The organism is Chromatium okenii (assembly GCF_002958735.1).
Classification (GTDB): domain Bacteria; phylum Pseudomonadota; class Gammaproteobacteria; order Chromatiales; family Chromatiaceae; genus Chromatium; species Chromatium okenii_A.
Genome location: NZ_PPGH01000037.1, coordinates 393,877 through 418,434 on the forward strand (window position 1 = coordinate 393,877; position 24,558 = coordinate 418,434).

The 24,558-nt window shown below is 49.8% G+C and carries 25 protein-coding genes and 6 pseudogenes; 20 read left to right on the forward strand and 11 right to left on the reverse strand.

Features of this window, described 5'->3' with window-relative positions; translation table 11 throughout:
- Positions 1-16: 16 nt before the first annotated feature.
- The 7 genes and pseudogenes from rimO to ffh all read right to left on the reverse strand — a co-directional run bounded on the left by rimO (position 17) and on the right by ffh (position 4,636).
- A pseudogene (rimO, locus tag CXB77_RS13685) lies at positions 17-1,346 on the reverse strand (30S ribosomal protein S12 methylthiotransferase RimO).
- Between the two features lie 36 nt (positions 1,347-1,382).
- Positions 1,383-1,976 carry a BON domain-containing protein gene (locus CXB77_RS13690; RefSeq protein ID WP_105074347.1) on the reverse strand — a complete coding sequence of 198 codons (594 nt, stop codon included), beginning with the start codon at positions 1,974-1,976 and terminating at the stop codon, positions 1,383-1,385.
- Positions 1,954-2,334 carry a YraN family protein gene (locus tag CXB77_RS13695; protein WP_105074348.1) on the reverse strand — a complete coding sequence of 127 codons (381 nt, stop codon included), beginning with the start codon at positions 2,332-2,334 and terminating at the stop codon, positions 1,954-1,956. Before CXB77_RS13695 ends, CXB77_RS13690 begins: the two co-directional genes overlap by 23 nt.
- Complete coding sequence (locus CXB77_RS24685) at positions 2,297-2,446, reverse strand: hypothetical protein (protein WP_431520732.1); 150 nt, start codon at positions 2,444-2,446, stop codon at positions 2,297-2,299. Before CXB77_RS24685 ends, CXB77_RS13695 begins: the two co-directional genes overlap by 38 nt.
- Positions 2,419-2,889: pseudogene (locus CXB77_RS13700) on the reverse strand (penicillin-insensitive murein endopeptidase); the annotation flags it as partial. The pseudogene CXB77_RS13700 and the gene CXB77_RS24685, both read right to left, overlap by 28 nt.
- Positions 2,889-3,098: a penicillin-insensitive murein endopeptidase gene (locus CXB77_RS23195; protein ID WP_277949408.1), complete on the reverse strand. Its 210-nt coding sequence runs from the start codon at positions 3,096-3,098 to the stop codon at positions 2,889-2,891. The gene CXB77_RS23195 and the pseudogene CXB77_RS13700, both read right to left, overlap by 1 nt.
- A gap of 162 nt (positions 3,099-3,260) precedes the next feature.
- Positions 3,261-4,636, reverse strand: a pseudogene (gene ffh / locus CXB77_RS13705) (signal recognition particle protein).
- Positions 4,637-4,753: 117 nt separating this feature from the next.
- On the opposite strand from ffh, the pseudogene CXB77_RS13710 reads away from it, so the two are divergent.
- A pseudogene (locus CXB77_RS13710) lies at positions 4,754-5,568 on the forward strand (cytochrome C assembly family protein).
- A gap of 124 nt (positions 5,569-5,692) precedes the next feature.
- On the opposite strand, the gene CXB77_RS13715 reads toward CXB77_RS13710, so the two are convergent.
- Positions 5,693-5,965: a hypothetical protein gene (locus CXB77_RS13715; RefSeq protein WP_146108625.1), complete on the reverse strand. Its 273-nt coding sequence runs from the start codon at positions 5,963-5,965 to the stop codon at positions 5,693-5,695.
- Positions 5,966-6,075: 110 nt separating this feature from the next.
- Between CXB77_RS13715 and rsgA the strand changes: the two genes are divergently transcribed.
- From rsgA to CXB77_RS13795, 14 genes and pseudogenes are all read left to right on the forward strand, one after another.
- On the forward strand, positions 6,076-7,104 hold the full coding sequence (gene rsgA, locus CXB77_RS13720; protein ID WP_105072421.1) for a ribosome small subunit-dependent GTPase A: 1,029 nt from the start codon (positions 6,076-6,078) through the stop codon (positions 7,102-7,104).
- Positions 7,105-7,147: 43 nt separating this feature from the next.
- A complete protein-coding gene (glyA, locus tag CXB77_RS13725; RefSeq protein WP_105072420.1) occupies positions 7,148-8,404 on the forward strand; it encodes a serine hydroxymethyltransferase in 1,257 nt (418 codons plus the stop codon).
- Positions 8,405-8,648: 244 nt separating this feature from the next.
- The gene (gene nrdR, locus CXB77_RS13730; protein ID WP_105072424.1) at positions 8,649-9,152 is read left to right on the forward strand and encodes a transcriptional regulator NrdR; all 504 of its coding nucleotides are present in this window, start codon (positions 8,649-8,651) and stop codon (positions 9,150-9,152) included.
- A 163-nt stretch (positions 9,153-9,315) separates the two neighbouring features.
- Entirely contained in the window at positions 9,316-9,891 is a 576-nt protein-coding gene (locus CXB77_RS13735) for a YggT family protein (protein ID WP_105074349.1), read from the forward strand.
- Between the two features lie 12 nt (positions 9,892-9,903).
- On the forward strand, positions 9,904-10,206 hold the full coding sequence (locus tag CXB77_RS13740) for a DUF167 domain-containing protein (RefSeq protein ID WP_105074350.1): 303 nt from the start codon (positions 9,904-9,906) through the stop codon (positions 10,204-10,206).
- Positions 10,207-10,333: 127 nt separating this feature from the next.
- The gene (locus CXB77_RS13745) at positions 10,334-10,915 is read left to right on the forward strand and encodes a GspH/FimT family pseudopilin (protein ID WP_172452677.1); all 582 of its coding nucleotides are present in this window, start codon (positions 10,334-10,336) and stop codon (positions 10,913-10,915) included.
- Entirely contained in the window at positions 10,912-11,373 is a 462-nt protein-coding gene (pilV, locus tag CXB77_RS13750) for a type IV pilus modification protein PilV (protein WP_105074352.1), read from the forward strand. Before CXB77_RS13745 ends, pilV begins: the two co-directional genes overlap by 4 nt.
- Positions 11,374-11,381: 8 nt before the next feature.
- Positions 11,382-12,149, forward strand: coding sequence for a PilW family protein (locus tag CXB77_RS13755; protein ID WP_277949409.1), 768 nt, complete (start codon positions 11,382-11,384; stop codon positions 12,147-12,149).
- An 11-nt stretch (positions 12,150-12,160) separates the two neighbouring features.
- Positions 12,161-12,721 (forward strand): pilus assembly PilX family protein, encoded by a 561-nt coding sequence (locus CXB77_RS19855; protein WP_105074354.1) that lies wholly within the window; start codon positions 12,161-12,163, stop codon positions 12,719-12,721.
- 25 nt (positions 12,722-12,746) lie between these two features.
- Positions 12,747-15,017, forward strand: a complete 2,271-nt coding sequence (locus CXB77_RS19860) for a PA14 domain-containing protein (RefSeq protein ID WP_172452678.1) — start codon at positions 12,747-12,749, stop codon at positions 15,015-15,017.
- A gap of 51 nt (positions 15,018-15,068) precedes the next feature.
- Complete coding sequence (locus CXB77_RS13770; protein ID WP_146108826.1) at positions 15,069-15,962, forward strand: hypothetical protein; 894 nt, start codon at positions 15,069-15,071, stop codon at positions 15,960-15,962.
- A gap of 229 nt (positions 15,963-16,191) precedes the next feature.
- A complete protein-coding gene (locus CXB77_RS23200) occupies positions 16,192-16,482 on the forward strand; it encodes a PilC/PilY family type IV pilus protein (RefSeq protein WP_172452679.1) in 291 nt (96 codons plus the stop codon).
- Between the two features lie 44 nt (positions 16,483-16,526).
- A pseudogene (locus CXB77_RS23205) lies at positions 16,527-17,156 on the forward strand (pilus assembly protein); the annotation flags it as partial.
- Positions 17,157-17,441: 285 nt separating this feature from the next.
- On the forward strand, positions 17,442-17,912 hold the full coding sequence (locus CXB77_RS13795) for a hypothetical protein (RefSeq protein WP_105074360.1): 471 nt from the start codon (positions 17,442-17,444) through the stop codon (positions 17,910-17,912).
- A 54-nt stretch (positions 17,913-17,966) separates the two neighbouring features.
- On the opposite strand, the gene CXB77_RS13800 is transcribed toward CXB77_RS13795, so the two are convergent.
- Together CXB77_RS13800 and CXB77_RS13805 are read right to left on the reverse strand one after the other, a co-directional pair.
- Positions 17,967-18,320, reverse strand: coding sequence for a PilZ domain-containing protein (locus tag CXB77_RS13800; RefSeq protein ID WP_105072411.1), 354 nt, complete (start codon positions 18,318-18,320; stop codon positions 17,967-17,969).
- Positions 18,295-19,758: pseudogene (locus tag CXB77_RS13805) on the reverse strand (TldD/PmbA family protein). Before CXB77_RS13805 ends, CXB77_RS13800 begins: the two are co-directional and overlap by 26 nt.
- A gap of 310 nt (positions 19,759-20,068) precedes the next feature.
- Between CXB77_RS13805 and fnr the strand changes: the two are divergent.
- From fnr to wrbA, 3 genes are all read left to right on the forward strand, one after another.
- The gene (gene fnr / locus CXB77_RS13810; protein ID WP_105072410.1) at positions 20,069-20,824 is read left to right on the forward strand and encodes a fumarate/nitrate reduction transcriptional regulator Fnr; all 756 of its coding nucleotides are present in this window, start codon (positions 20,069-20,071) and stop codon (positions 20,822-20,824) included.
- Positions 20,825-20,890: 66 nt separating this feature from the next.
- Complete coding sequence (locus tag CXB77_RS13815) at positions 20,891-21,505, forward strand: glycine-rich domain-containing protein (RefSeq protein ID WP_242445716.1); 615 nt, start codon at positions 20,891-20,893, stop codon at positions 21,503-21,505.
- A 74-nt stretch (positions 21,506-21,579) separates the two neighbouring features.
- Positions 21,580-22,179, forward strand: a complete 600-nt coding sequence (gene wrbA, locus CXB77_RS13820; protein WP_105072408.1) for an NAD(P)H:quinone oxidoreductase — start codon at positions 21,580-21,582, stop codon at positions 22,177-22,179.
- On the opposite strand, the gene CXB77_RS13825 is transcribed toward wrbA, so the two are convergent.
- A complete protein-coding gene (locus CXB77_RS13825) occupies positions 22,176-22,733 on the reverse strand; it encodes a CDP-alcohol phosphatidyltransferase family protein (protein ID WP_105072407.1) in 558 nt (185 codons plus the stop codon). The two genes, wrbA and CXB77_RS13825, sit on opposite strands and share 4 nt — an antisense overlap.
- A 125-nt stretch (positions 22,734-22,858) precedes the next feature.
- On the opposite strand from CXB77_RS13825, the gene purM reads away from it, so the two are divergent.
- A complete protein-coding gene (gene purM / locus CXB77_RS13830) occupies positions 22,859-23,926 on the forward strand; it encodes a phosphoribosylformylglycinamidine cyclo-ligase (RefSeq protein WP_105072406.1) in 1,068 nt (355 codons plus the stop codon).
- A complete protein-coding gene (purN, locus tag CXB77_RS13835) occupies positions 23,919-24,554 on the forward strand; it encodes a phosphoribosylglycinamide formyltransferase (protein WP_105074362.1) in 636 nt (211 codons plus the stop codon). Before purM ends, purN begins: the two co-directional genes overlap by 8 nt.
- Positions 24,555-24,558: the final 4 nt, after the last annotated feature.

Sequence of the window (24,558 nt, forward strand, 5' to 3'; positions counted from 1 at the left end):
GATTGGCGCTTGATCCCTAACCGGATTCTGCATCATCCACCGGAATCGCCCATAAATCGTGGTCATCGCTGTCGGTAATCTCCACTTCAATGAAATCGCCGACCTCAATTTCCCATTCGCCGGGAATGATGACCTCGCCGTCAATTTCCGGCGCATCGCCAGCACTGCGGGCAATGATCGCGTCTTCTTCCACTGCATCAACCAACACCATCAATCGCTGACCAATCCGCGCTGCGAGTTTGGCGCGACTGATTTCTGCTTGCAGCGTCATCAACCGTTCCAGCCGTTCCAACTTCACTGCTTCCGGCACGGGATCGGCTAACGCATTGGCAGCAGCGCCAGCGACTGCGGAATACGGAAAACAGCCGACGCGATCCAATTGCGCGGTTTGCAAAAACTCCAACAGTTGCGCGAATTCCGCCTCAGTTTCGCCGGGAAACCGACGATGAAGGTGCTGCGCAGCACCAATTGCGGACATTCACTGCGCCAGCGTTCCAGTCGTTGCAGCACCTGTTCGCTCGCTGCCGGTCGCTTCATCGCCGCAACACGCGCTCGCTGCCATGCTGCAACGGCACATCCAAATACGGCAGATCAATCCCTCCGCCATCAGCGGAATCAGCGCGTCAACGTGCGGATGCGGATAAACGTAATGCAGCGAATCCACGCGGGCAATGCGCCCAGCTCTCGCGCCAGCGTCGTGATGTCCGTGCGCAACGCTCGCCCGTGCCAAATATCGGTGCGATGACGCACATCCATGCCGTAAGCACTGGTGTCCTGCGCATCACCAGAATTTCCCGCACTCCGCTTTCCACCAAACGCGCCGCTTCATCCAGCACTTCGCCAATGCCCCGACTGACCAAATCGCCGCGCAGACTGGGAATAATGCAGAAGCTGCAACGGTGATCGCAGCCTTCGGAAATCTTGAGATAGGCGTAATGACTGGGCGTGAGCCGAACGCCCTGCGGCGGAACCAAACTGGTTAACGGATCGTGCGGCGCAGGCAGATGCGAATGCACGGCCGCCATCACTTCGGCGAGCGCGTGCGGTCCGGTAATCGCCAACACATCGGGAAATTGCTGGCGCACCAATTCGGCGCGAGCGCCCAAACAGCCAGTGACAATTACGCGCTCATGTTCATTCAATGCTGCGCCAATCACGTCTAGCGATTCGGTCACTGCTGCGTCAATAAAACCGCAGGTGTTAATAATGACTAAATCAACGTCATGATCAGCCGATTGAATGGAATAACCTTCAGCGCGAAGTTGCGTCAGAATGTGCTCGGAATCAACGGTTGCTTTGGGGCAGCCGAGACTGATAAAACCGATGCGTGGAGTGGAATGCGTCATTAAAATTTTAATTCCTTGACTTCAAAAAGAAGTTATTTACTGATATTCAAATAGATTGACCACGCGGCGCACTCCGGGCACATAACGCACCTTTTCAATGGCTGCATCGCCTTCTTTCTGGCGCACCAAACCTAGCAAATACACCACGCCATCGGAAGCAACAATTTTAACGCGAGTGGCATTGAAATCTGGTAAGCCGATTTGCGTCAGTGCAAATTTAGCGCGGGAAATAATATAGAGGTCTTCGGCTTGCCGGGTGAGATCAAGCGGCGCACCAAAGGTTAATTGGTTAATCACGCGCTTCACTTTGGCTAAATGCGTAATACGTTTGACTGCGCGATTTGCGACTGCTTCCGCTTCAATCTGACCGGTTAATAATACGGTACGATGATAACTGGTCACAGAAATCGCATCGGCTTGGCTTTTAATACGTGGGTCTTGTTTGAGCGCAGCAGCTGCTGCGAATTGAATTTGTTGATCGTCAAAAAGCGTTTGTGCATCGCGGCGATCATAAAGTGCAGCAACGCCAGCGCCAGCAACTGCACCGCCGAAAATCACTGGTGCGCAGCCCGTGAGCAGCAGCGCCAGCATTAAAATAATACAAACATTAACTTTCAATAATGAAGGCATGTTGAATCCAATTGATGTCGTGTTGATTGCTGATTGCCACTACATCAAAACGGCAGGGTAATGGCAGCGGATGGAATTGAAGATAATCCTGCGCAGCAGCAATTAAACGCTGCTGTTTGCGTCGATCAACGCTCGCTGCTGCGCCGCCAAATTGTGCTGAACGCCGAAACCGCACTTCAACAAACACCAGCACCGATTCATCCCGCACAATTAAATCCAGTTCGCCAAACCGACAGCGATGATTGCGGGCGAGCACTTGCAAGCCTTGTGCGACCAGAAATGATTCTGCCAGTTGCTCCATCGCTGCCCCGATGACCGCTTTATCCGCTTTTGACTGGAGTGCGGCGACACGCTTCATGGCGCTTGCAACACCTCACGACAGGCAGCGGGCTGGTCGTCGGTTTCGGTGGCGCGTAACCGGGAATCCCCTGTTTGGGTTTGCGTGCTTCCTCGGTAAACCACCAATCCAACTCTGCGCCGCAGCCGTCGCCGGGCGGTAATGCGTTTTGTGCTCACAGTGCGGACTGCCGGGCGGACACACCAAACGCACATGAAAATGCGCGTCGTGTCCTTTCCACGGACGCACTTTGTGCAACCAACTGCGATCATTCGGCATTGCGTGTTGACACAGCGCCTGCTTGATTGCTGGATTCACAAAAATGCGCTCTACCGTTCGCTGCCGCGCTGCCGTTTCAATTAAAAATTGTTGATCTGCGCCCCAGTATTCGCTCACCGCCAAACCATCGCGGCGCACCATGCTCGGCGGATCATCGGCGTGATCCATCAGCGCCCGCGCTGCGGCGGGAGAAGTTGCCAGCGTGAACCACAGATCAACGTCCAGTCCGTTTTGGTGACTGCGATGCGACGATGACATCAACCCACCGCGTGGCTGGCTGAGATCGCCCACCATCATCAACAGTTAGAGTGCTGCTGCTGGGCGCGTCCCATATCGTTGATAAAGCGCAGCAGGCTGGGATGACCGTAAGAACGATTGCGATAACGCCGCACATTGACGTAGCCATCGCTGCTTTCTGGCAACATCGCGCCCCGCTGATGCAGCCGTTGGCGACACTGCCAATCACTCGCGGTGCGCCAGCAGTTGGCGTTTGCACTTCGCCCCACGGCGTCGCTGCGGCGTTAAATGCGGGAAGCAGCAGCAAATTAAACGTGATGAGAAGAAATCCCCCCTGCCCCCCTTTTTCCAAGGGGGGAGAAAAGAGCGGAGGGAGAAAGCCCCCCTTAGAAAAAGGGGGGTTGGGGGGATTTTAAATATCACGTCGCACCTCACAGCGGAAATCCGCCCGGCGGTAAACCACCACCAAATCCCGGTGGCAAGCGCATCCCTGCATCAGTTGGCCATGCCGCCGCCTTCATTTTCTTCATCATCTTCTGCATCTGCATGAATTGCTTTAACAATTGATTAATATCCTGCACCTGCGTTCCCGATCCGGCAGCAATCCGCCGTTTGCGCGAGCCTTTGATAATCGCGGAAACGCCGCTCATTCGGCGTCATCGAATTGATGATGGCGACCAATTTGCCCATCTCGCGGTCGCTGGCTTTGCTTTTGATGTGATCAGGCAGTTGCCCCATGCCGGGAAGTTTTTCCATCAGGCTGGCCATGCCGCCCATCTGGTTCATTTGCTTCCAATTGTTCTTTGAAATCAGCAAGATCAAAGTCCTTGCCTTTTTTGAGCTTTTTGACCAGTTTCTCAGCTTTATCGTGATCAACTCGTGCCTGCACCTCTTCGACCAGCGACACGACATCGCCCATGCCGAGAATGCGCGAGGCGACGCGCTCTGGATAAAACGGCTCCAGCGCAGTGGTTTTCTCGCCCGTACCGAGAAATTTGATTGGTTTGCCAGTGATTTGGCGAATCGACAACGCTGCGCCGCCGCGAGCATCGCCATCGGTTTTGGTGAGAATCACGCCGGTCAACGGCAGCGCAGCATCAAACGCTTTTGCCGTATTTGCTGCGTCTTGACCGGTCATCGCGTCCACAACAAACAGCGTTTCTACCGGCTTGAGCGCAGCGTGAATGGCTTTGATTTCGTCCATCATCGCCGCGTCAACGTGCAGCCGTCCGGCGGTATCGACGATCAACACGTCTTTATAATGACGGCGAGCGTAATCGAGCGCCCGTTGCGCAATATCAACCGGTTGTTCGCTGCCAGTGCTGGGATAAAACTCTGCGCCAACTTCTGCCGCAACCGTTTTCAATTGCGCAATCGCAGCGGGGCGATACACATCGCAACTGACGACCAGCACGGACTTTTTCTGTTTTTCCTGTAGCCACCGCGCCAGCTTGGCGACGCTGGTGGTTTTGCCGGAGCCTTGCAAACCCGCCATCAGCACCACTGCGGGCGGCTGGGCGGTAAGATTCAGTTGTTCATTGGCCTGCCCCATGAGCGTGACCAATTCGTCATTGACGATTTTAATCAGCACCTGACCGGGCGTGAGGCTTTTCGCCACTGCCTCGCCGAGCGCCTTGGTCCGCACATCATCAATAAACTGACGCACCACCGGCAGCGCCACATCTGCTTCCAGCAGCGCCATCCGTACTTCGCGCAAACTGTCTTTAATGTTGTCCTCAGTCAGGCGACCCTGACCACGCAAATTGGTCAGGACATCGGCAAAACGGTCTTGGAGAGTTTCAAACATGTATTGACCTCAATAACAATCGCTGTCTGCCTCGCACAGAAAGTTGCGAGTATAATGTTTCGCGTGAGATGCCCCCACGTTTTCAGTATCAACAGCCTATGTCACACCATTAAACCTATGACTCATACTATTTTTGCCACCATCGCCACCCTTTGTTATCTCGCTGCATCCGGCTTAATTGGAATGCGCTTATTTCGTAAAGAAGGCTGGATTCCAGAGCGCAGTTTTGCGATTGCCGTCGGGTTTGCCGGTTTGCTGCTGCATAGCTGGCTGCTGTGGGACAGCATCTTCAGTCAAGGCGGAATCAATTTAGGTTTCTATCACGCGCTGGCGCTGACGGCATGGACGATCATTGCGCTGCTGCTGGTCTCCAGCTTAACCAAACCAGTCGATAATCTCGGTTTGATTTGTTACCCGCTGCGGCACTCAGTCTGATTTTAGAAGCTAATTTTGCGGAGGTCGCCTTTTTGCGTCCGACCGCAACTTGGCCGCTAAAAATTCATGTATTGCTGTCAATGCTCGCTTATAGCCTATTAACGCTCGCGTCTGGTCAAGCCATTTTGCTGGCGCTGCAAGATCGTCATCTGCGCCAGCGTCATCCCGGCGGATTTATTCGCACTTTGCCGCCATTGCAAACGATGGAAAGTCTATTATTTGAAATGATTAGCGCCGGATTTGTATTACTCACGCTGGCGTTGTTGAGCGGATTTGCGTTTTTAGAAAACATGTTTGCGCAGCATTTAGTACACAAAACGGTGTTATCGGTGCTGGCATGGCTAGTGTTTGGCGGGCTATTGGTCGGGCGTTTTCGTAATGGCTGGCGCGGACGCACTGCGATCATTTGGACGCTCGGCGGTTTTGTCATTCTCATCTTGGCGTATTTCGGAACCAAGATCGTATTGGAATTCATTTTGCCGCCGCCGGTCAGTTGAGCGTTAAAAACTTGTTTTTCACTGTGTGATTAGGTGCAGAATTAACGTTGATTTTATTAAAAACCCGCGTAACTGCGGGTTTTTTTGTACATTCAGCGCAGATAAAGCAACAAGCTATCTAATGCTATTCATAAAAATCTTCGAGTCTTTTACCCGTTCTCACTGACTCGTAAATTGCGGTCTTCATTAAAAACATTAAATACATGATGCGTATGCGTTCCTCGCGTGATAAGCCAGCAAAGAGCATTGCATTATTTGCAATCATTAACTCATTCACTGTTGACAAATCCTCTTCGGGCATGTTGGCTAAAAAAGTCGAAGACCAATCATCCAGTTTAGACAACGAAAGCGCCTCTAAATACATTGTGGATTCAACAGGATTTTTGTACACAGTCATCGAATTATCAATATTATAGTTAAATTTCATATTATTCCGCTAATAGAGAACAAAAGTGATGATGTTGGTTTTAGAATTTTAATGCAAGTTGCAATGATGGTGCTAATTCTATGACAAAACGCCGCTTGTCCGAACGGCAGCTGGAACGCATTCGCGCTATTCAAGAACGGCGACGCTCACGCGTGGAAACACGGCCAGACACCATTCCCGCAGACACTGAATTGATTGGTGAACCGGAAACTGGACGAGTGATGGTGCGTTATGGTGCAAATCTCGCAGTGGAAGATATGGCTGGACAGTTGGTGCACTGTTTGGTGCGGCGCAACATTGGGCAGCCAGTGTGCGGAGATTGTGTCGTTTGGCAACGCATTGCCGATGCTCAGGGGGTCGTGACGGCGCTGCTGCCGCGTTCCACCGTGTTAAGTCGTCCTGATTTTAACAATCAACCCAAGGCACTTGCGGTCAATTTATCACAGCTCATTGTGCTGATTGCACCAGAACCGGAACCGAGCAGCTATCTCATTGATCAATATCTGGTTGCTGCGGAATTGATCGGTGTCGAAGCCATTTTAGTCGGCAACAAAATGGATTTGCTCAATCCGCCCGCTCGCGCCGCATTTGAACGCAGATTTGCGCATTATTCGGCAATTGGTTATCGCACTTTTTGGACAACGCTCCATGATCTCAGCACGCTCGCAGCACTGATTGCGGCGCTTGCCAACCACACCAGCGTGTTGGTCGGTCAATCCGGCGTCGGCAAATCATCATTGGTCAAAATTCTGCTGCCGGATTTAGCGATTCAAATCGGGCAGTTATCAACAGCAACCGGCTTGGGTCGCCACACTACTTCCGCCACCACCTGTTACCGACTGCCCGATAACGGACGTTTAATTGATTCGCCCGGCGTGCGCAGTTTCCGACTCGGTGCGATCAGCCGTGACGAATTACAGCAGGGTTTCCGCGAGTTTCAACCGTATCTTGGGCGCTGCCGTTTTGCCGATTGTCATCACGACCACGAACCGGATTGTGCGATTCGTGACGCCGTGACCGCCGGAGTGATTGCGCCAGAACGTTTGACCAATTTTCAGCATTTACGCACTGCGCATTTGCCGCGCAGTCACAGCGACGCCACCCAGTAAAATCGCTAAAATGCGCCACTTTGTATTGCCAGAGAATAAAACAATGTTTGAATCGACCATGCACATTAGCGCCCAAGACCCAGAAATTTGGGCTGCTATTCAGAATGAAGAACGCCGCCAAGAAGAACACATCGAATTAATTGCCTCTGAGAATTACGCCAGCCCGTGCGTAATGCAGGCACAAGGCAGCGTATTGACCAATAAATACGCCGAGGGTTATCCCAGCAAACGCTATTACGGCGGCTGCGAATACGTCGATGTCGCCGAGCAATTGGCCATTGATCGCGCTAAACAACTCTTCAATGCCGATTACGCCAATGTGCAACCGCATTCCGGTTCGCAAGCTAATACCGCAGTGTTTATGGCGCTGTGCAATGCAGGTGATACTGTTTTAGGAATGAGTTTGGCGCATGGCGGTCATCTCACACACGGCGCCAAACCGAACTTTTCTGGCAAACTTTATAACGCAGTGCAATACGGTTTAAATCCAGAAACTGGTGAAATTGATTATGACGAAGTAGCGCGATTGGCGCATGAACATCGTCCGCGCATGGTCATTGCTGGCTTTTCCGCGTATTCGCGTATTGTCGATTGGCAACGATTCCGTGATATCGCGGATAGTGTCGGCGCGTATTTATTGGTTGATATGGCGCATGTTGCTGGATTGGTTGCTGCTGGCGTGTATCCCAGCCCAATACAAATTGCGGATGTGACTACGACGACCACGCATAAAACCCTGCGTGGACCACGCGGTGGACTTATTCTGGCAAAAGCCAATCCTGAGATTGAAAAGAAACTGAATTCAGTGGTATTTCCTGGTATTCAAGGCGGACCGTTAATGCACGTCATCGCCGCCAAAGCGATTGCATTCAAAGAGGCATTAGAACCGAGTTTTCGCGTGTATCAAGCGCAGGTGGTGAGTAATGCGCGGATCATGGCAGAAGTCTTTATTGCGCGTGGTTATGATGTGGTTTCTGGCGGCACGGATGACCATTTGTTTTTGGTAAGTTTTATTCAACAGGGTTTGACCGGTAAAGATGTAGATGCGTGGCTCGGCGCAGCGAATATCACGGTGAATAAAAACGCGGTTCCCAATGATCCGCAATCGCCATTTGTCACCAGCGGCATTCGTATTGGTACTCCAGCAATGACCACTCGCGGTTTTGGCAGCGATGAAGCGCAGGAGTTGGCGGGTTGGATGTGTGATTTAATTGATGCGCGGGGCAATGAAGCAGTAATTGCAACCGTAAAAGCGCAGGTGCTGGCGCTGTGCCAACGGTTTCCGGTATACCAACGTTAAGCGTGAAATGTGATGCAGTTGAAACCACCAGTGAGCACTTGGATTGAATAACAATAAACTACTTCTCTATTCAATTGCGTCACGCTTAAACTCTAAAAAAGAGGCGACGGATCGCCCTAAAATTCTGATGGTGCGGGTTTTAATGTGCTGAAAAAAACCGCCAGCGCCGGTGAAGATTTGCGGCGGCTGGCTCAACGCTTAGAAGAACATGTCGAGCAGTTCGACTGCTGACTGGATGCCCATCATGCGCTGCCCTTTTTGCAATGAACAGGAAACCAAAGTCATTGATTCGCGCTTATCCAGCGAGGGCGATCAAGTGCGGCGGCGGCGGCAGTGCGTAGGCTGTAAAGAACGCTTTACCACTTATGAAGTTGCGGAATTGAGTGTGCCGCGTATCGTTAAACGCGACGGCAGCCGCGTTCCGTTTGATGATCGCAAATTGCGGTCGGGAATGATGCGGGCATTGGAAAAACGCCCAATCAGCACTGAGCGCGTAGATCAGGCGCTGGCGCATATTCAACGGCGTTTAATGTCCAGCGGCGAATGCGAAGTGTCATCAGCGCGGCTGGGTGAATTGGCAATGGACGAATTGCGTCAAATTGATCAAGTCGCGTATTTGCGCTTTGCTTCGGTCTATCGCAAGTTTTCCGATGTCAACGCATTTTGTGAAGAAATCGAGCGGTTGGAACATCAACCTGCGCCAGACATCAACCGCTTGCAGTTGGAATTATTGTTCGATATAGAATAGGAATGACGCCGCAGCATTCCTCACTGCTATTGCTTTCAATGCAATAATGCACTGATGGTTAATAGCAATTCATTTCACTCAACCACCACGGAGGAAGCGAGTTTGGCAGTTGCATCATGCGCTGCCTTCCCATTGATAATAATGGTTTTCTCGCACAACACCCATGACCAGTTCCTATCTGCTGTCCCCGCTGGTTTTTTTATTACAAACCCTCTTTGGGTTGTATACCGCTGTAGTCGCCATTCGCTTTCTGCTGCAATGGGCGCGAGCGGATTTTTATAATCCGATTTCGCAATTTATAGTGCGCGTGACGACGCCAGCACTGCGTCCATTGCGCCAATATATTCCCGGTTATGGCGGACTTGATCTCGCCGCATTGGTATTGATTTGGTTATTAACGACAGTGGAACTGGCATTGCTGGCGCTATTGCTCGGTAGCCCGCACTCAATTCTCGGCGCAGTTGGCTGGGCCATTCCAAGCATGGCGGAGTTATTTATTAACTTGATGTTATTTGCTGTATTGGCGCGGGCGCTATTGAGTTGGGTCAATCCCGATCCGCGTAATCCGATGATCGGCTTGCTCACGCGCTTAACCGATCCAGTGATGCTGCCAGCCCAGCGGCAAATTCAGCCGATTGGCGGCGTTGATCTTTCACCGCTGGTCGTCATTATTGGCTTGACGTTGCTCAATATGTTGCTGATTCCACCGCTAAAATGGCTGGTCGGCAGCCCGTTTTAACGGATCGCGCTGATGTCGTGGTATCGCTGGCACGGTGAAGATTTGGAGCTGGCGCTGCGGGTGCAAACCCGAGCGCCGCGTGATGACTTTGTGGGCGTTGATCCGAGCGGTGATTATTATCGAGTGCGCATCCAATCGCCGCCGGTTGATGGCAAAGGAAATCAATCACTTAAACGCTTTATTGCGGAGGAATTTGGCGTTGCACCTTCGCACATTACATTGCTCAGTGGCGAACATGCCCGCTATAAACGCTTGCGAATTCAACGTCCTAGGCTGTTACCAATTGCGGTGGTGCGTCCTGCTGCGACGGATTAAATTTAATGCGTTGATTTGTGTCGCAGTTCCCATTTTTTTAAACTAGATCATCTAAGCTGAAATAGCAGCTTGAATGCGATTTGCGTGATTCACGGCAATATCACACCCACGGAGCTACTGAATGTTCATGTGCCGTATTTATCCGCTCGGTATCAATCGCCATTCGCACCGTTTTATTCTGCGGCAGCGTATGACGGGAACCACGCTGCTTGAATTAATGATTACCCTCTCAATTGCCGCTATTTTAATGTCAATTGCCGTGCCGAGCTTTCAGAGCTTTACCCGCACCAATCGCATCGCTGCGATCACCAATCAACTCAGCAGTGCACTGCAACATGCGCGTTCGGAAGCAATGACACGCGGTAAAACAGTTACAGTGTGTAAATCTGATGACATTACTGACAGCACACCAACCTGTAATACTGGCGCGAATTGGCAAGATGGCTGGGTTGTTTTCGTTGATAACGATGGTGATGGCACTTTTGATGCTGGCGATACTCCATTGCGCGTTGGACAGTCAACGAATAGCGGTGTGGTAATTGGCGGAGGCACTAATTTTGCGAACTTTGTGCGATTCACACCGAATGGTCAAAGTTTAGGTGCAAGTACCCAACGGGGTACTATTTCTATCTGTATTGCACCGGCTGAACGCAATATAATTTTTAATGCAATTGGTCGTTTGCGTATTACTACAGGAACTTGTCCATGATCGCGCATCGACACTATCAACAGGGTTTTACATTACTTGAAGTGATGATTTCTGCGCTGGTGCTTTCTGTGGGTTTATTAGGTTTGGCGGGATTGCAAGGCGTTTCACTCAAAATGAGTCAGGGGTCTTATTTGCGCGTTCAGGCAGTGAATCTCGCGTATGAAATCACTGATGCGATGCGGGCAAATACACCGAATGCTGCAAGCTATAATGGAACTTTTGCGGCAATTACTGGCAATCAAACATTTGCAACAGCATATTCATCCGGTACTACCAGTACTACTATTGCGACTGCTGACCTTACTGCATGGCGCAATCATCTTGCTTATTTACCAAGTGGCACCGCTACTATTTCGGTAACAGGCGGCACGATGGTGACAATAACAATTACTTGGGATGAAAGCCGCTTAGAAGGAACTGGCAGCAGTCAATCATTTCTATTTACAACGGAATTATGAGGCTTTCAATGTATCTCGCATCCGTTTATACGCAGTCATCATCGCAACGCGGTTTTACACTCGTTGAATTGATGATTTCCATGACCATTGGTCTTTTTCTTTCTGCGGGAATGGTAGCGCTGTTAATTGGCAACAAGCAAAGCTACCGCGATAGCGAAAATGTGGCGCGAGTGCAAGAAACTGGACGCTTCGCAGTTGAATATCTAGCGAAAAATGTTCGGCAATCGGGGTTACAAAACTTCGCAGGGATTCCACCTGCAAATTGGCCACCAACGAATTATATTCAGGGTTGGCCTGGAGCAACTTCAGCACCATCAGGAGCAATTTTGACAGTAGGTGTCTCTGGTTATGTTAAAAACACCGATCTCTTTAGAATTACTTATTATGATACCAACCTGAGTTCAGTTGTCACTTATACTTATTACGTTTCCAATACCAGCGGATTACCAGGACTGCGAGAACAAAAAACCGTTGTGAATACAACCACCACAACCAACGAAGAGTTATTAGAAAGCGTTTACGATATGCAGTTGCGCTATGGTGTTGATACAACAGGTGACGACCAAATTGATAACTATTTTAACACCGCTCCAGATTGGAATCGGGTGCTTGCGGTAAAAATTGATTTATTAGTTGGTAGCAGTGAAGATAATTTAGTGGATGCTGCAATGTCGCTGCCTTTTGAAAAAAACGATGGCACTTTTTTTACTGCCACTAACCGCCGTATCTATCAAATGTTTAGTACCACTGTTGCCTTGCGCAATCGCATGAAATGAGGAAGCTGGCAATGTTGAGTCAATTACTGAACCGCAAACGTCAAAGTGGCATGGTTTTAGTCACCGGACTTATTTTTCTGTTATTGATGACAGTTCTTGGCATGACTTCTGTACAAACAACCACACTTAATGAACGCATGGCGAGCAATTTGAATGATCGTAATGTTGCATTTCAAGCAGCAGAAGTGGCATTACGTAGAGCTGAAAATCAAATTGTGAATGCTGAAGATTTACCAACAACAATTACTGAGGGTGAAGACTTAAAAGAACCTAGTTCAGATGATGATGACGGTTGGACAGATGAAATATCCGTTGATTCTGAAACAATTTCTAATGTTATTGCGCAGCCAGTTTATGTTACTCAGCTTTTATGTCGCGCTGTTCCTACTCTTAGTTTGATCCCCAATGCTCCCAAGTTAACTCTTTGTAATCCTTGTGATCTCTGTTTAGATGCAACTGGTGCTCCTGCTGATACTGTTCTTGCAATTTATCGGGTGATAGCACGAGGACAGGGTGCTGTTACAACTTCGGTCGTAGTTTTAGAAACAACTGTCGCACGAATAGAAGATTAATAGCTATTTCTACCGGAGATTCGTCATGCGTGATTACAGCAAACATCTTCTTCAATACCGATCTGGATTTGCATTTTTGATTGGTATCGTTCTTTCGTTTCCGGTCGCATTCGTTAACGCTGAAGACCTTGCGCAATACCCATTATTTGCGAGTGGTGGCGATGTCGCTGCGCCACCGTTGACCATGCTGATTATGGGCAAGGATCACACGCTTTATTATGAAGCCTATAACGATGCGTCTGATTTAAGCGGTGATGGAGTGCTCGATGTTGGCTATAAACCAAATATGGTTGATACCAATGGTGATGCTGTCGATTATTTTGGTTATTTTGATTCGCATCTTTGTTATGACTATAGTGCTGATCTTTTTACTCCAGTTTCTACGACAACAACTAAAAAATGTCCCGGACATTGGAGTGGCGATTTTCTTAACTACATTACAACAACTCGGATTGATGCGCTGCGCAAAGTGCTTTATGGCGGACGGAGGTTTACTGATATTGCTTATAACCCTGATAGCCCTACCACAGCTACAACAGTTCTTGAACGTTCTTATATTCCACAAGATGCCCATAGCTGGGGCAAGGAATACTTAAGTTCTGCACATGATGGTTATCTCATTTCTGACTATACGCCGTTGTCACAACCATCAGCGGGAACTCGTCATCTGTTTGCTAATACGACACTTGCTAATGAAGCTAGTAAAAAACCACTAATGCGGGTGTTGACGAATTCTAATTATCGAATTTGGAACTGGGTGGCAATTGAAAGACCTGTTGCTGGAACAAATTGTTCTGGTGGTGCATGTGAAAGTACGGCAACAGTCAATAATACTCGACCAGCAGATCACGATGCTTTTAATGCGCTTATTGAGCTCTTAGCAAATTCAAATAACTTTATGGGGAGCAATGCTCCACCCACACCTTCAACTCCTAATTTTACGCTGAATGGCAGAATTGATTGTAGTAGCAGTTGCAACCCTTATGGCAGCGATGATAATTACATCACTATATTTAAGGGAAGTATTAATATCGTTACAGCTGGTAATTATGAATTTTCAATCAATGGTGATGATGCAACTGAAGTAATCATTGATGGAAGCGTAGTTTTTGGTAGATATACATGGAATGTATGTACCGCTAAAGACGATAACTGTAAAGGTAGTGTTGACCTTACAGCCGGATCACATCAAATTGAGTTTCGACACGAAGAAGGTGGTGGTGGAGATAAATATATCTTGTATTGGAAGGGAGCTGATAGCAGTGATATCTGGGCAGTTGTTCCAACTGCAAAATATTCTGATTTAGTTGTTTCAACTTACAGTAGAAATGTTCCGGCTTCGGATATGGAAGATTACACTGTCCGCGTTCAGGTTTGTAAAGACGGTCTTTTAGACTCTAATTGCAAACCCTATACCAATACGGCTCCAAATCCAGATGTCGTGACTTATAAACCAGATGGGTTGTTACAGGAATATGGTAAAGATGACAAAATGCTGTTTGGTTTAATTTCTGGATCATTCAAGCACTCAACCAACATGAGCGGCGGTGTTTTACGCAAAAATATTGAAAGTTTTATGAATGAAATAAATCCAAGTCTTGGCGAAGTTGATCTATCAACTGGTGTATTTACAGGTTTGCTTGGTATTGTAAAAACTTTGGATTTATTTCGGATCGTCGATTTCAATAGCGGTACAGGCTATTCTTATAGTGGCGGTTGGTTGACAACCAGCCCGATGGTGAGTTCAAGTAGTAAATTCCCAGATTGGGGTAATCCGATTGCGGAAATGATGTATGAAAGTTTGCGTTATTTTTCTGGTAAAACCACTGCGACATCAGTATTCATGCCAACGCTGACAAGCGGTAAAGAGCATATTACTTTACGCGATCCTGCGGATTCGGCGATGGATTTACCCGCACCAGCTTGGGTTGATCCTTACACCGATAATTCTTCGCTCTATTGTTCACCGGGCGCTCAATTAGTGATTAGCGATGTCAATCCATCATTTGATACCGATCAGGTTCCCGGTACAGTGTTTGGAAGTTTTAGCGGTGACATCAGCGGATTAAATGTAACGACCGAAGCAAATGCGATTTGGAGCGCCGAATATGGTGGCTCAAGTGCGCATTTTATTGGTGAAGTCAACGGTAGCTCTGATTTTCTTGGTGCGCCAACGGCAAAGACCGTTAGTGGATTAGGCAATATCCGAGGATTATCACCTTCTGAACCAACCAAACAGGGCGGCTATTATTCCGCTGGCATTGCACGCTATGCGTTTGAGAATGACTCGGACTGATTTAGAGATAAACAAGACATCAATACATTTTCTGTCGCTTTGGCGTCACCATTGCCGAAGATTGTCATTCCGGTAGGTACTAAAAAAGTAACGCTAGTACCCTTTGCGAAATCGGTTGGTGGCTATAGTATCAATATAGCGCAGGGGCAATTTCAACCAACAAACACCATTGTTGATTTCTTTATTGAAGAATTTGCTAACACTGATCCAAATGGCTCAGACGAAAATGACAGCATTAATGGTGGACGTCCATCAATTAAGTTTCGTATTAACTACGAGGACGTGGAACAGGGCGCAGATCACGATATGGATGCCATTGTTCTATATGATTTGAAAGTTAATGCAGATAATACCCTGACTGTAGCACTGGATTCGAGCTATGCCGCTGGAAGCATTATGCAGCATCTGGGCTATGTCATTTCTGGAACCACTCACGATGGCGTTTATTTAGAAGTACGTGATAAAGATACGAGCGTTGGTGATGATCCAGATTATTTTCTTGATACGCCAGCCGGTGTGTCATCAGGAGGTTGTGCGATCGGATCACCACCTTCTGATTGCGGAATATCAGGAACTGATACTCCATTGCCATTGACTGCAACACGTACCTTCACGGCCAGCTCTGCAACTGATGCTGCAACGGTATTAGAAAACCCATTATGGTATGCGGCAAAATATGGCTCTGAAGGTAATGAAGGATTGGCTAAAGGTGAAGCATCACCTAATTACTTCTTAGTGACGAATGCCGGAAAATTGCAAGATCAACTCGAAGAAGCCTTTACCAGAATCTTAAATCTAAGCAAAGCAACTGCGGCATCGGCAGCCGCCAGTTCCACCCGCACCAAAGATGACACACTCATCTATCAGGCAAAGTTTGATCCAAGTGACTGGAGTGGTGAATTAAAAGCCTTTCAGTTGTTCGATAACGTTGATAGTCAACGCTGAATGGGATTCGGCAACTATACCTGACTGGAATGATCGTAGTATTACACTTGGAATGGAACGCCAGATGATGATTCTGACCCAGCAGGAATTGCATTCACTTGGGCAACACTCAATAACGCTCAAAAAGCCTATTTATCTAACGATGAAACTATATTTAATTGGTTGCGAGGCGATCAGAGCAAAGAACGAAAGATGACGGAATCACTGGTTTTCGTGAGCGCACTAAATTTTGGGTGACATTGTTCATTCCGATCCGCTTTATGTCGGCAAGCCGCAAAATGTCGGTTATAAATACTTACCAACAGGAGCACTTGGTAAAGATACATATACGACATTTCTTACCTCCAATGCGACCCGCACATCAATGATTTATGTTGGCGCTAATGACGGCATGTTACATGCTTTCGATGCGCTAACAGGTGAAGAAAAATTCGCTTATGTGCCAAATGCCCTGTTGGGTAAATTAAAAGACTTGACCAGTCCAACTTATAAAAGCCTCACTAGCACCGCGATTTTGTAGACGGCTCGCCCAATGTTGCTGATGCCTATGTCAATGATGCTTGGCGCTCTATTCTAATTGGAACATTAGGTGATGGCGGAAAAGCGGTATTTGCATTAGATGTCACAAACCCGGATACGTTCACAACTGAAAATGTGCTATGGGAATTCAGTGATGCTAATCTTGGTTATATGGTCGGTCAAATGAACACTTCGCCAATTGCTGCTGGAGTACATTCGCCCGTCATTGGTCGGTTACAAAATGGTCAATGGGCGGCGGTATTCGGTAATGGCTACGACAGCGGTACAGGTGCTTGGCTTTATATTGTTAACTTAGATGATGGTAGTTTAATTAAAAAGATTCAAGTTTCAACCGATGTCACCAATGGCTTGTCTGCTGCAACGTTAATTCGTGATACCAACCAAACTATTGCTGGAGCCTATGCTGGTGATCTCAAAGGCAACCTATGGAAATTCGATTTGACAGGTACTTCTTCTGCTTGGGGTGTTGCATACAGCGGAGTTCCGCTATTTCAAGCAGTCGATGCGGATGATGTGCGGCAACCAATCACTGGACCGCTAGAAATTGGCACACATCCATTAGGCGGTTATTTAGTGTATTTTGGCACTGGTCAATACATGCGCGGTAATGATGTTCTTAGTCGCACTGCAAAGTGTTTACGGCATTTGGGATAATGCTGTATTGGAAAAAGACCCTAATAATTCGCTTCAATTTGTTTGGGATGGTGGCTCTGTCGTCACGAATCGAAGTTCATTACTTGAGCAGGAAATCCTTTTTGAACTTGGTTTACCTGATGACCCAGAAGATTACACTTGGCGAGTTATTTCACAAAACCCAATGGATTGGGAAGCGTCGCCGATAAAGCGTGGTTGGTTTCTCGATCTTATTTCACCAGAGAATGGCGAAGAAGGTGAACGCGTAGTCACTCGTCCGCAATTTTATCGGGTGCTGGACAGGTATTGTTTACCAGTATTATTCCAATCGAATCAGACGATCCCTGTACAGTTGGCGGTGGCAAGAGTTGGGTATTTGCGATTGATCTGTTCACTGGCGGTAGCTCTACTGGTAAAACTTTTGATATTAACGGTGATGGTGAATTCAACACTGAAGATATGCTAATCATACGCGATGGAGTTGTAGGAACAATTCGCATTATCGATGGTGTTGAAAAAATAGTTACAACAAGTTTAGGTGGCTCTGAAACTGTAGAAGATTACGTTGCAGAAGAAGGAGATATAAAGCTGCCAGCGAGTGGCGTACAACTAAATCAAATTGTCGATTCACCGCGTGTTTTGCGTGATGGCACTACTAATGATTATGTATCGGTAATATCGGGATCAGATGGAGGCGATCTCAAACCATTACCGCTAATCGATGGCGGTTTGTTTGACCTTTTGACTGGCCGTCTGAACTGGCAGCAACTCCGCTAATCCCAATTTAACCCAGCAAAAAAGTCCGCCACTGTGCGGACTTTTTTATTGAACTCAATCCTTCAATAACGTGCGAATCCCGTGACGCGCACTTTCACCCACATCGCAAAATTCAATCCCAAGACACCATTCATGCTCTGCCGCAGCCGGTGAAATCCAAATCACCGATCCAATCACCTGAATTCCGGTCGGATGATTGAAAGCCTGCATTTCTACTAATACTGTTGATTTCAATGGCAACGCTCGCTCGCTTTGTACCTGCAAGCCACTTTCGCTCAAATCTTGTGCCCGAACCTGCTGTAGACCGAGCACCGGATGAAATGGAATCAACGGCAGAATTTGCACCTGTCCTTGCCACGCCACGCGCTCAGAACTGCGCCGTTCATCTATTTTTCGATTCAGCATCATCGCCATCGCCTCCAAATACCGCTACATCCCGAAATAAACACGGCGGCGACGCATGACCGACATACACCGCTTGATTGGGTTCGCCCTTGCCGCAATTGGTCACGCCGCGAATTTCCAGCGTTTCTGGGCCGCCTACGCCGTCGAGACTGCGCCAAAAATTGGCGGAAATGCCGCGATAACCGGGATTGCGCACCAAATCGGTGAGTTCGCCATTTTTAATTAACCGTCCGAATTCACAGCCGAATTGAAATTTATTCCGGCTGTCATCAATCGACCACGAGCGATTGGTATCCATCAGCACCCCGCGTTCCACTCGCGCCACCAAATCGTTCAAGCTGCCTTCGCCCGGCTCCAAATTGATATTGCCCATGCGATCAATCGGCGGACGATTCCAACTGCTGGCGCGAGTACAGGCAGTGCCCGGCAACCCGGCGCGAGACTGTGACAGTGCACCGCCGAGTGGACGTTCTAAAATCCCGCGTCGAATCAAATACTCACGCTGCGCCGGAGTGCCCACATCGTCAGCAACCATCGACATCAGCTCGCCGGGCAGCGTGGGATCAAAGGTGACATCCAGCAATTCAGAACCGTAGCGATACGCCCAAACATGCCGGGCGTGACAAAACTGGTGCCCGCATAATTGCGCTCGTCGCCGAGAATTCGATCTAATTCAAGCGGATGACCGATGCTTTCGTGAATCTGTAGCACCATTTGGCTGGGCAGCAAAATCAGATCGCGGATGTCATTGGGACATTCCGGCGCATCAGCAGCGCCAGCGCCTCCGCTGCCACACGCGGCGCATCGTCCAACAACCGCGCTGCCGTGACCCGCTCCCAGCCACCCTGCTGCGGCCAATCTGCGCCGCCACCGTGACGGCGCTGCGTTTGATTTCCAGCATTGGCAACCGCCAGCAATCCCTGATGTACCGATTCAAATACCTGCGAAATGCGCCCGCCGTCGCTGGTGACTAGCAACTGCGCCGTTCGATGCCGCGTCAACCATGCCGAACAATCGACGATGCGTTCGTCAATTGCAAAGCGCGATTGGCGTCTTGCAGCAGCGCCAGTTTGTCGGTCACGGTCAGCGCATTCCACGATTCGCGCACTGGCGAATGGTAATCAGCGCGGGTATTAGAACGCGGATACAGGCTGGCATCGAATAAGCCGAGGCGAGCATGTGCCTGCGCCCATTCCGTCGCTCGCGCACTCGCTGCGGCCAGCCCCGCGAGACTCAAATCATTGGTTGCTGCGTAACCAATGCCACCGTTTTTCACGATGGTCATCATTGCGCCGAGTGAAGAATTAAGCGTGCTGGGTTCGACGACGCCTTGCCGCACTTCTAAATGATCAGAGTCCTCTTCGACCAAGCGCAGCGTCCAGTAATCGCAGGCGGGAGCTTGCGTGAGGAAGCGATCAGCGAGTTCAAATAATTGTTCCATAAAGAAAGATGAGCGCGTCGCATAAAAAGTTGATTGAAATTAGACCACATTTCAGCGGTTGCGGTTTCACCGTTGCATCAAGCCTGTAGCGTGGTCAGCGAGAAATTTAGCGATTTTCAGTTGTCAGTTGACCGGCGACAAAATGCCAGACAAAAAAACATTACAGAATAATACGAACAAAAATGGTCGCCCTTGTAATTCGTCAACGATCCAGTTAAAAACCGCGTACATTTTGATGCAAATAATCTAAATCAAATGGCAGACCAGCGTGATCACGCTGCCACTGTCAATACCAAAGGAAAGATGTGTCGTGAGCCAATTTCAAGTGATCTCGCTAGAGTCCATGCGCATCGCGTGTCGCAATTGCAGTCTGGTCAACCTGTGTTTACCGATGGGATTAACACCAGATGACGTTGAACGTCTGGACGGTCTCATCAAACACAATCACCCGCTGCATCGCGGGGATTATTTATTTCGGCGTGGCGATCACTTTCGGTCGCTGTACATCGTCAAAACTGGCGCAGTAAAAACCTTTGCTCCCAGCCCCGAAGGTGGCGAGCAAGTGCTGGGCTTTCATTTACCCGGCGAGATCATTGGTCTCGATGCGATTGCTCGCGCCTGTCACATCAGTTCCGCTAAGGTCTTGGAAACCTCAGCGATTTGTGAAATTTCGTTTGCGAAACTCGAAACGCTCACCGCGATTACCGCCAGCCTGCAACATCAGATGTATCGGCTATTGAGTCAGGAAATCGGTCAAAACACCGAGATGCTGCTGCTGCTCGGCAGGAAAAATGCCGAGGCGCGACTGGCCAGCTTTTTATTGAACTTGTCGCAGCGGTTACGACGGCGCGGACTCTCGCCCTCGGATTTTTATCTCAGCATGTCGCGGCATGAAATCGGCAGTTATCTCGGCTTGGCGGTGGAAACCGTCAGTCGCGTTCTCACGCGCTTTCAGGACGACAACATGATCCGCGTTGATCGTAAACACATTGAATTGCTGAACTTTTCAGCATTGATGGCGTTGTGCGATGGCGGCGGTCAACATCGCCAACAGCAGCGTACTTAACATGAATGGATTCTGGATCACGTTGCTGGCGCTGGGACGACGAGCCTAATCATTAAAATTTGGGCGATGCGCCGCCGTGCTAAACGCGCTGCGTATATTCGCAGCTATGCTTTTCCACCCGGATTACTCGACCGTTTTGCAGCGCACTATCCGCAATTAAATGCCAGAGAACGACATTTGGTTGCTCGCGCTTTGCGGCAATTCTTTATTGCTTATCTCAATAGCGGGCGGCAATTCGTTTCTATGCCTTCGCAAGTCGCCGATGCACTCTGGCATGAATTCATTTTATACACGCGCCATTACCAAGCCTTTTGTCGGCGAGCATTTGGACGCTTTTTACATCACACGCCAGCGGTGGTTCTCAGCGCCAATCGCCAAAATAATGCCGGATTACGCCGCGTGTGGTGGCAATGCTGCCGTGATGAAAAATTGAATCCACGCAGCAGTGAACGTTTACCATTGCTGTTCGCACTGGATGAAAAACTCGGCATCGAAAACGGTTTTTATTACGCGCTAGATTGCATTGGTTTACAATCAAATAATGGCGTTAACGTGCATTGCGTGGGTGATTTTACGAGCACTGATTTCGATGGTTCACTTGATGGGCTGGGTGATTTCTTTGGCGGCGATGGTGATAGCGATGGTGGTGATGGATGCGGCGGTGGTTGCGGGGGCGATTGAATAATAGAAAAATTGGCAGCAGGCAGTAGGAAAATCGGTGATCACTGACAACGCAATTCAGGAGCAGAATAGAAATGAATTATATCTTGGTGTTGTATTACAGCCGTCATGGAGCGACGGCAGAAATGGCGAAACACATTGCGCGAGGCGTGGAAGCTGGCGGTTTAGAAGCGCGGCTGCGCACCGTGCCCGCAGTGTCTGCCCTGTGTGAAGCGACCGAGGACAGCATTCCGGCGAGCGGTGCGCCCTACGCCGATCACGAGGATGTGCGCCACTGCGCGGGGCTGGCGCTCGGCAGTCCGACACGCTTTGGCAATATGGCTGCGCCGATGAAGTATTTTCTCGATGGCACCAGCGGTTTATGGCTGGCTGGCGCGTTGGCGGGAAAACCAGCGGGTGTGTTTACGTCAACGTCCAGTTTGCACGGCGGTCAGGAATCAACGCTGTTAAGCATGATGTTGCCGCTGCTGCATCACGGCATGTTCATCATGGGTTTGCCGTACAGCGAACCGGCGTTGCTGCACACCACCAGCGGCGGCACTCCTTACGGTCCATCGCATGTCGCCGGTGCGGATAATCAATTGCCGATCAGCGATGACGAACGCCAACTCTGTCATGCGCTCGGTCAGCGGCTCGCTACTGCGGCGATTCGACTCACTGCCGAACGCAGTTAATCGGCTTTCAAACCTCGGCGCATCGCTTTGCGTGTCCAAATCCACACGTATTGCGCACCGCTGATAATCACCGTGATAAAACACGCCCACGTTAATCCCGATAACAATGCTGCTGGCAACGGCAGCGGCGCAGCATTGGTAATCACCGCCACGACCAGCAAAATTTGCAATAACGTATTGAGTTTGCTCACCGGAATGGGCGCTGCTTCCACTGCTTCCACTTGATAGTTATAAAGCACTGCGCCGCTTACAATCACCAAATCTCGAAACACCACCGCCAATACCAACCAAATCGGAATTAACTCGCGTGCACCCAGCACCAGAAAACAGCACACTAATAGCGTTTTATCCGCGAGTGGATCGAGAATACCGCCGAGCCGACTTTGCCAGCCATAATGCTTGGCCAAGAAGCCATCCAGTCCATCTGACGCGCCAGCAACGGCAAATAACACCAGCGCCCAGCCGAATTGATCTTCAAACAGCAGATAGACCACCGGAATCACGGCAATCAACCGCATCATGCTAATAATGTTAGGTAAATCTTTGAGCTTCACAATACGACCTAAATGAAATGTGCTGTTCTAAAGTTAAGATGCTAGCTGGGTGATTCACAGCTGTCCAAGCGTCTCGGTATACAATCGGCCATTCGCCACTTCATTCGGAACTAATCATCGCCGTCATGCCAGATTCTCGTCCTCTTTCTCTCAATTATCGTGATGCCGGTGTTGACATCGACGCCGGAGCACGTTTAGTCGAACGCATTAAACCACTCGCGGCTGCCACCATGCGCCCCGGCGTTCTCACTGGACTCGGTGGTTTTGGCGCACTGTTTGAATTACCACTGGCGAATTATCGCCAACCGGTGCTGGTGTCAGGCACCGACGGCGTGGGAACCAAACTGAAGCTGGCGCTGGAACTGGGACGACACGACAGCATCGGCATTGATCTGGTCGCCATGTGCGCCAACGATATTTTGGTTAGTGGCGCCGAACCGCTGTTTTTCCTCGATTATTACGCCACTGGGCAATTGGATGTCGAAGTCGCAGCGGCAGTCATCAGCGGCATCGCGCAGGGCTGCACATTAGCGGGCTGCGCCTTGACCGGCGGCGAAACAGCGGAAATGCCCGGCATGTATCACGCAGGCGAATACGATCTCGCTGGCTTTTGCGTCGGCATTGCGGAAAAAGCAGATTTGATCGTGCCGGAGCGCGTCACCGTCGGCGATGTGCTGATTGGGCTGGCATCTTCTGGGGCGCATTCCAACGGTTATTCCTTGATTCGCAAAGTGATTGCCGTCAGCGGCGCAGATTTAGCCGAGCCGTTTGATGGCGCGACGCTCGGCGAACGGCTGCTCGCGCCGACGCGGATTTACGTCCGCTCGGTGCTGCCATTAACCCGCAGTCTCAAAATACACGCGCTGGCGCACATCACCGGCGGCGGCTTGACCGAAAACCTGCCGCGAGTGTTGCCGCCGGGCACACGAGCGCAGCTTGATCTCACTGCGTGGTCACGTCCGGCAGTGTTTGATTGGTTGCAAATGCAGGGCGGCATTACCGCGATGGAAATGTTGCGCACCTTCAATTGCGGCATCGGCATGATCGTCTGCGTGGCCGCAGAAGATGCCGATACCGCGCTGGCGCAGTTGCAGGCAGCCGGCGAAACGGCATGGCGCATCGGGCATATCGAAGCAGAAGCGCCGAATGTTGCGCCAAGCGTGGTGTATTGCGACGGAGCTGCGCATGGCTAAATTGCGCGTGGTGGTGCTGATTTCCGGCAGCGGCAGCAATTTGCAGGCATTGCTTGACGCGCAGATTGCGCACCTCGAAATCGTGGCCGTCATCAGCAACGAGCCAAAGGCTTTTGGTTTGGAGCGGGCGCAGCAGGCGAACATTGCCAGCGCAGTGCTGAATCATCGGAATTATGCCGACCGCGCCAGCTATGATGCTGATTTACAACAGTTGATTGATCAATACGCGCCGGATTTGGTCGTGCTGGCTGGGTTTATGCGGATTCTGACTGCGACCTTGGTTGAGCATTACCGAGGTCGAATGCTCAATATCCATCCGTCATTGCTGCCGAAATTTCAAGGATTACACACCCACGAGCGGGCGCTGGCCGCCAGAGAAACAGAGCACGGCGCGAGTGTGCATTTTGTGACTGCCGAACTCGACGGCGGGCCGGTGATTGCGCAGGTGCGCGTGCCGGTGCTGCCGAATGATGATGCAGAAACGTTGGGCGCACGGGTGCTGGCGCAGGAACACCGGCTTTATCCGACGACGGTGCGCTGGTTTGCCGAAAAGCGGCTGGCGCTGGGCGCGGATGGACGAGCGTGGTTGGATGGTGCGCCGCTGCTGCATCCGCAAATTTTGCTGTAATTCA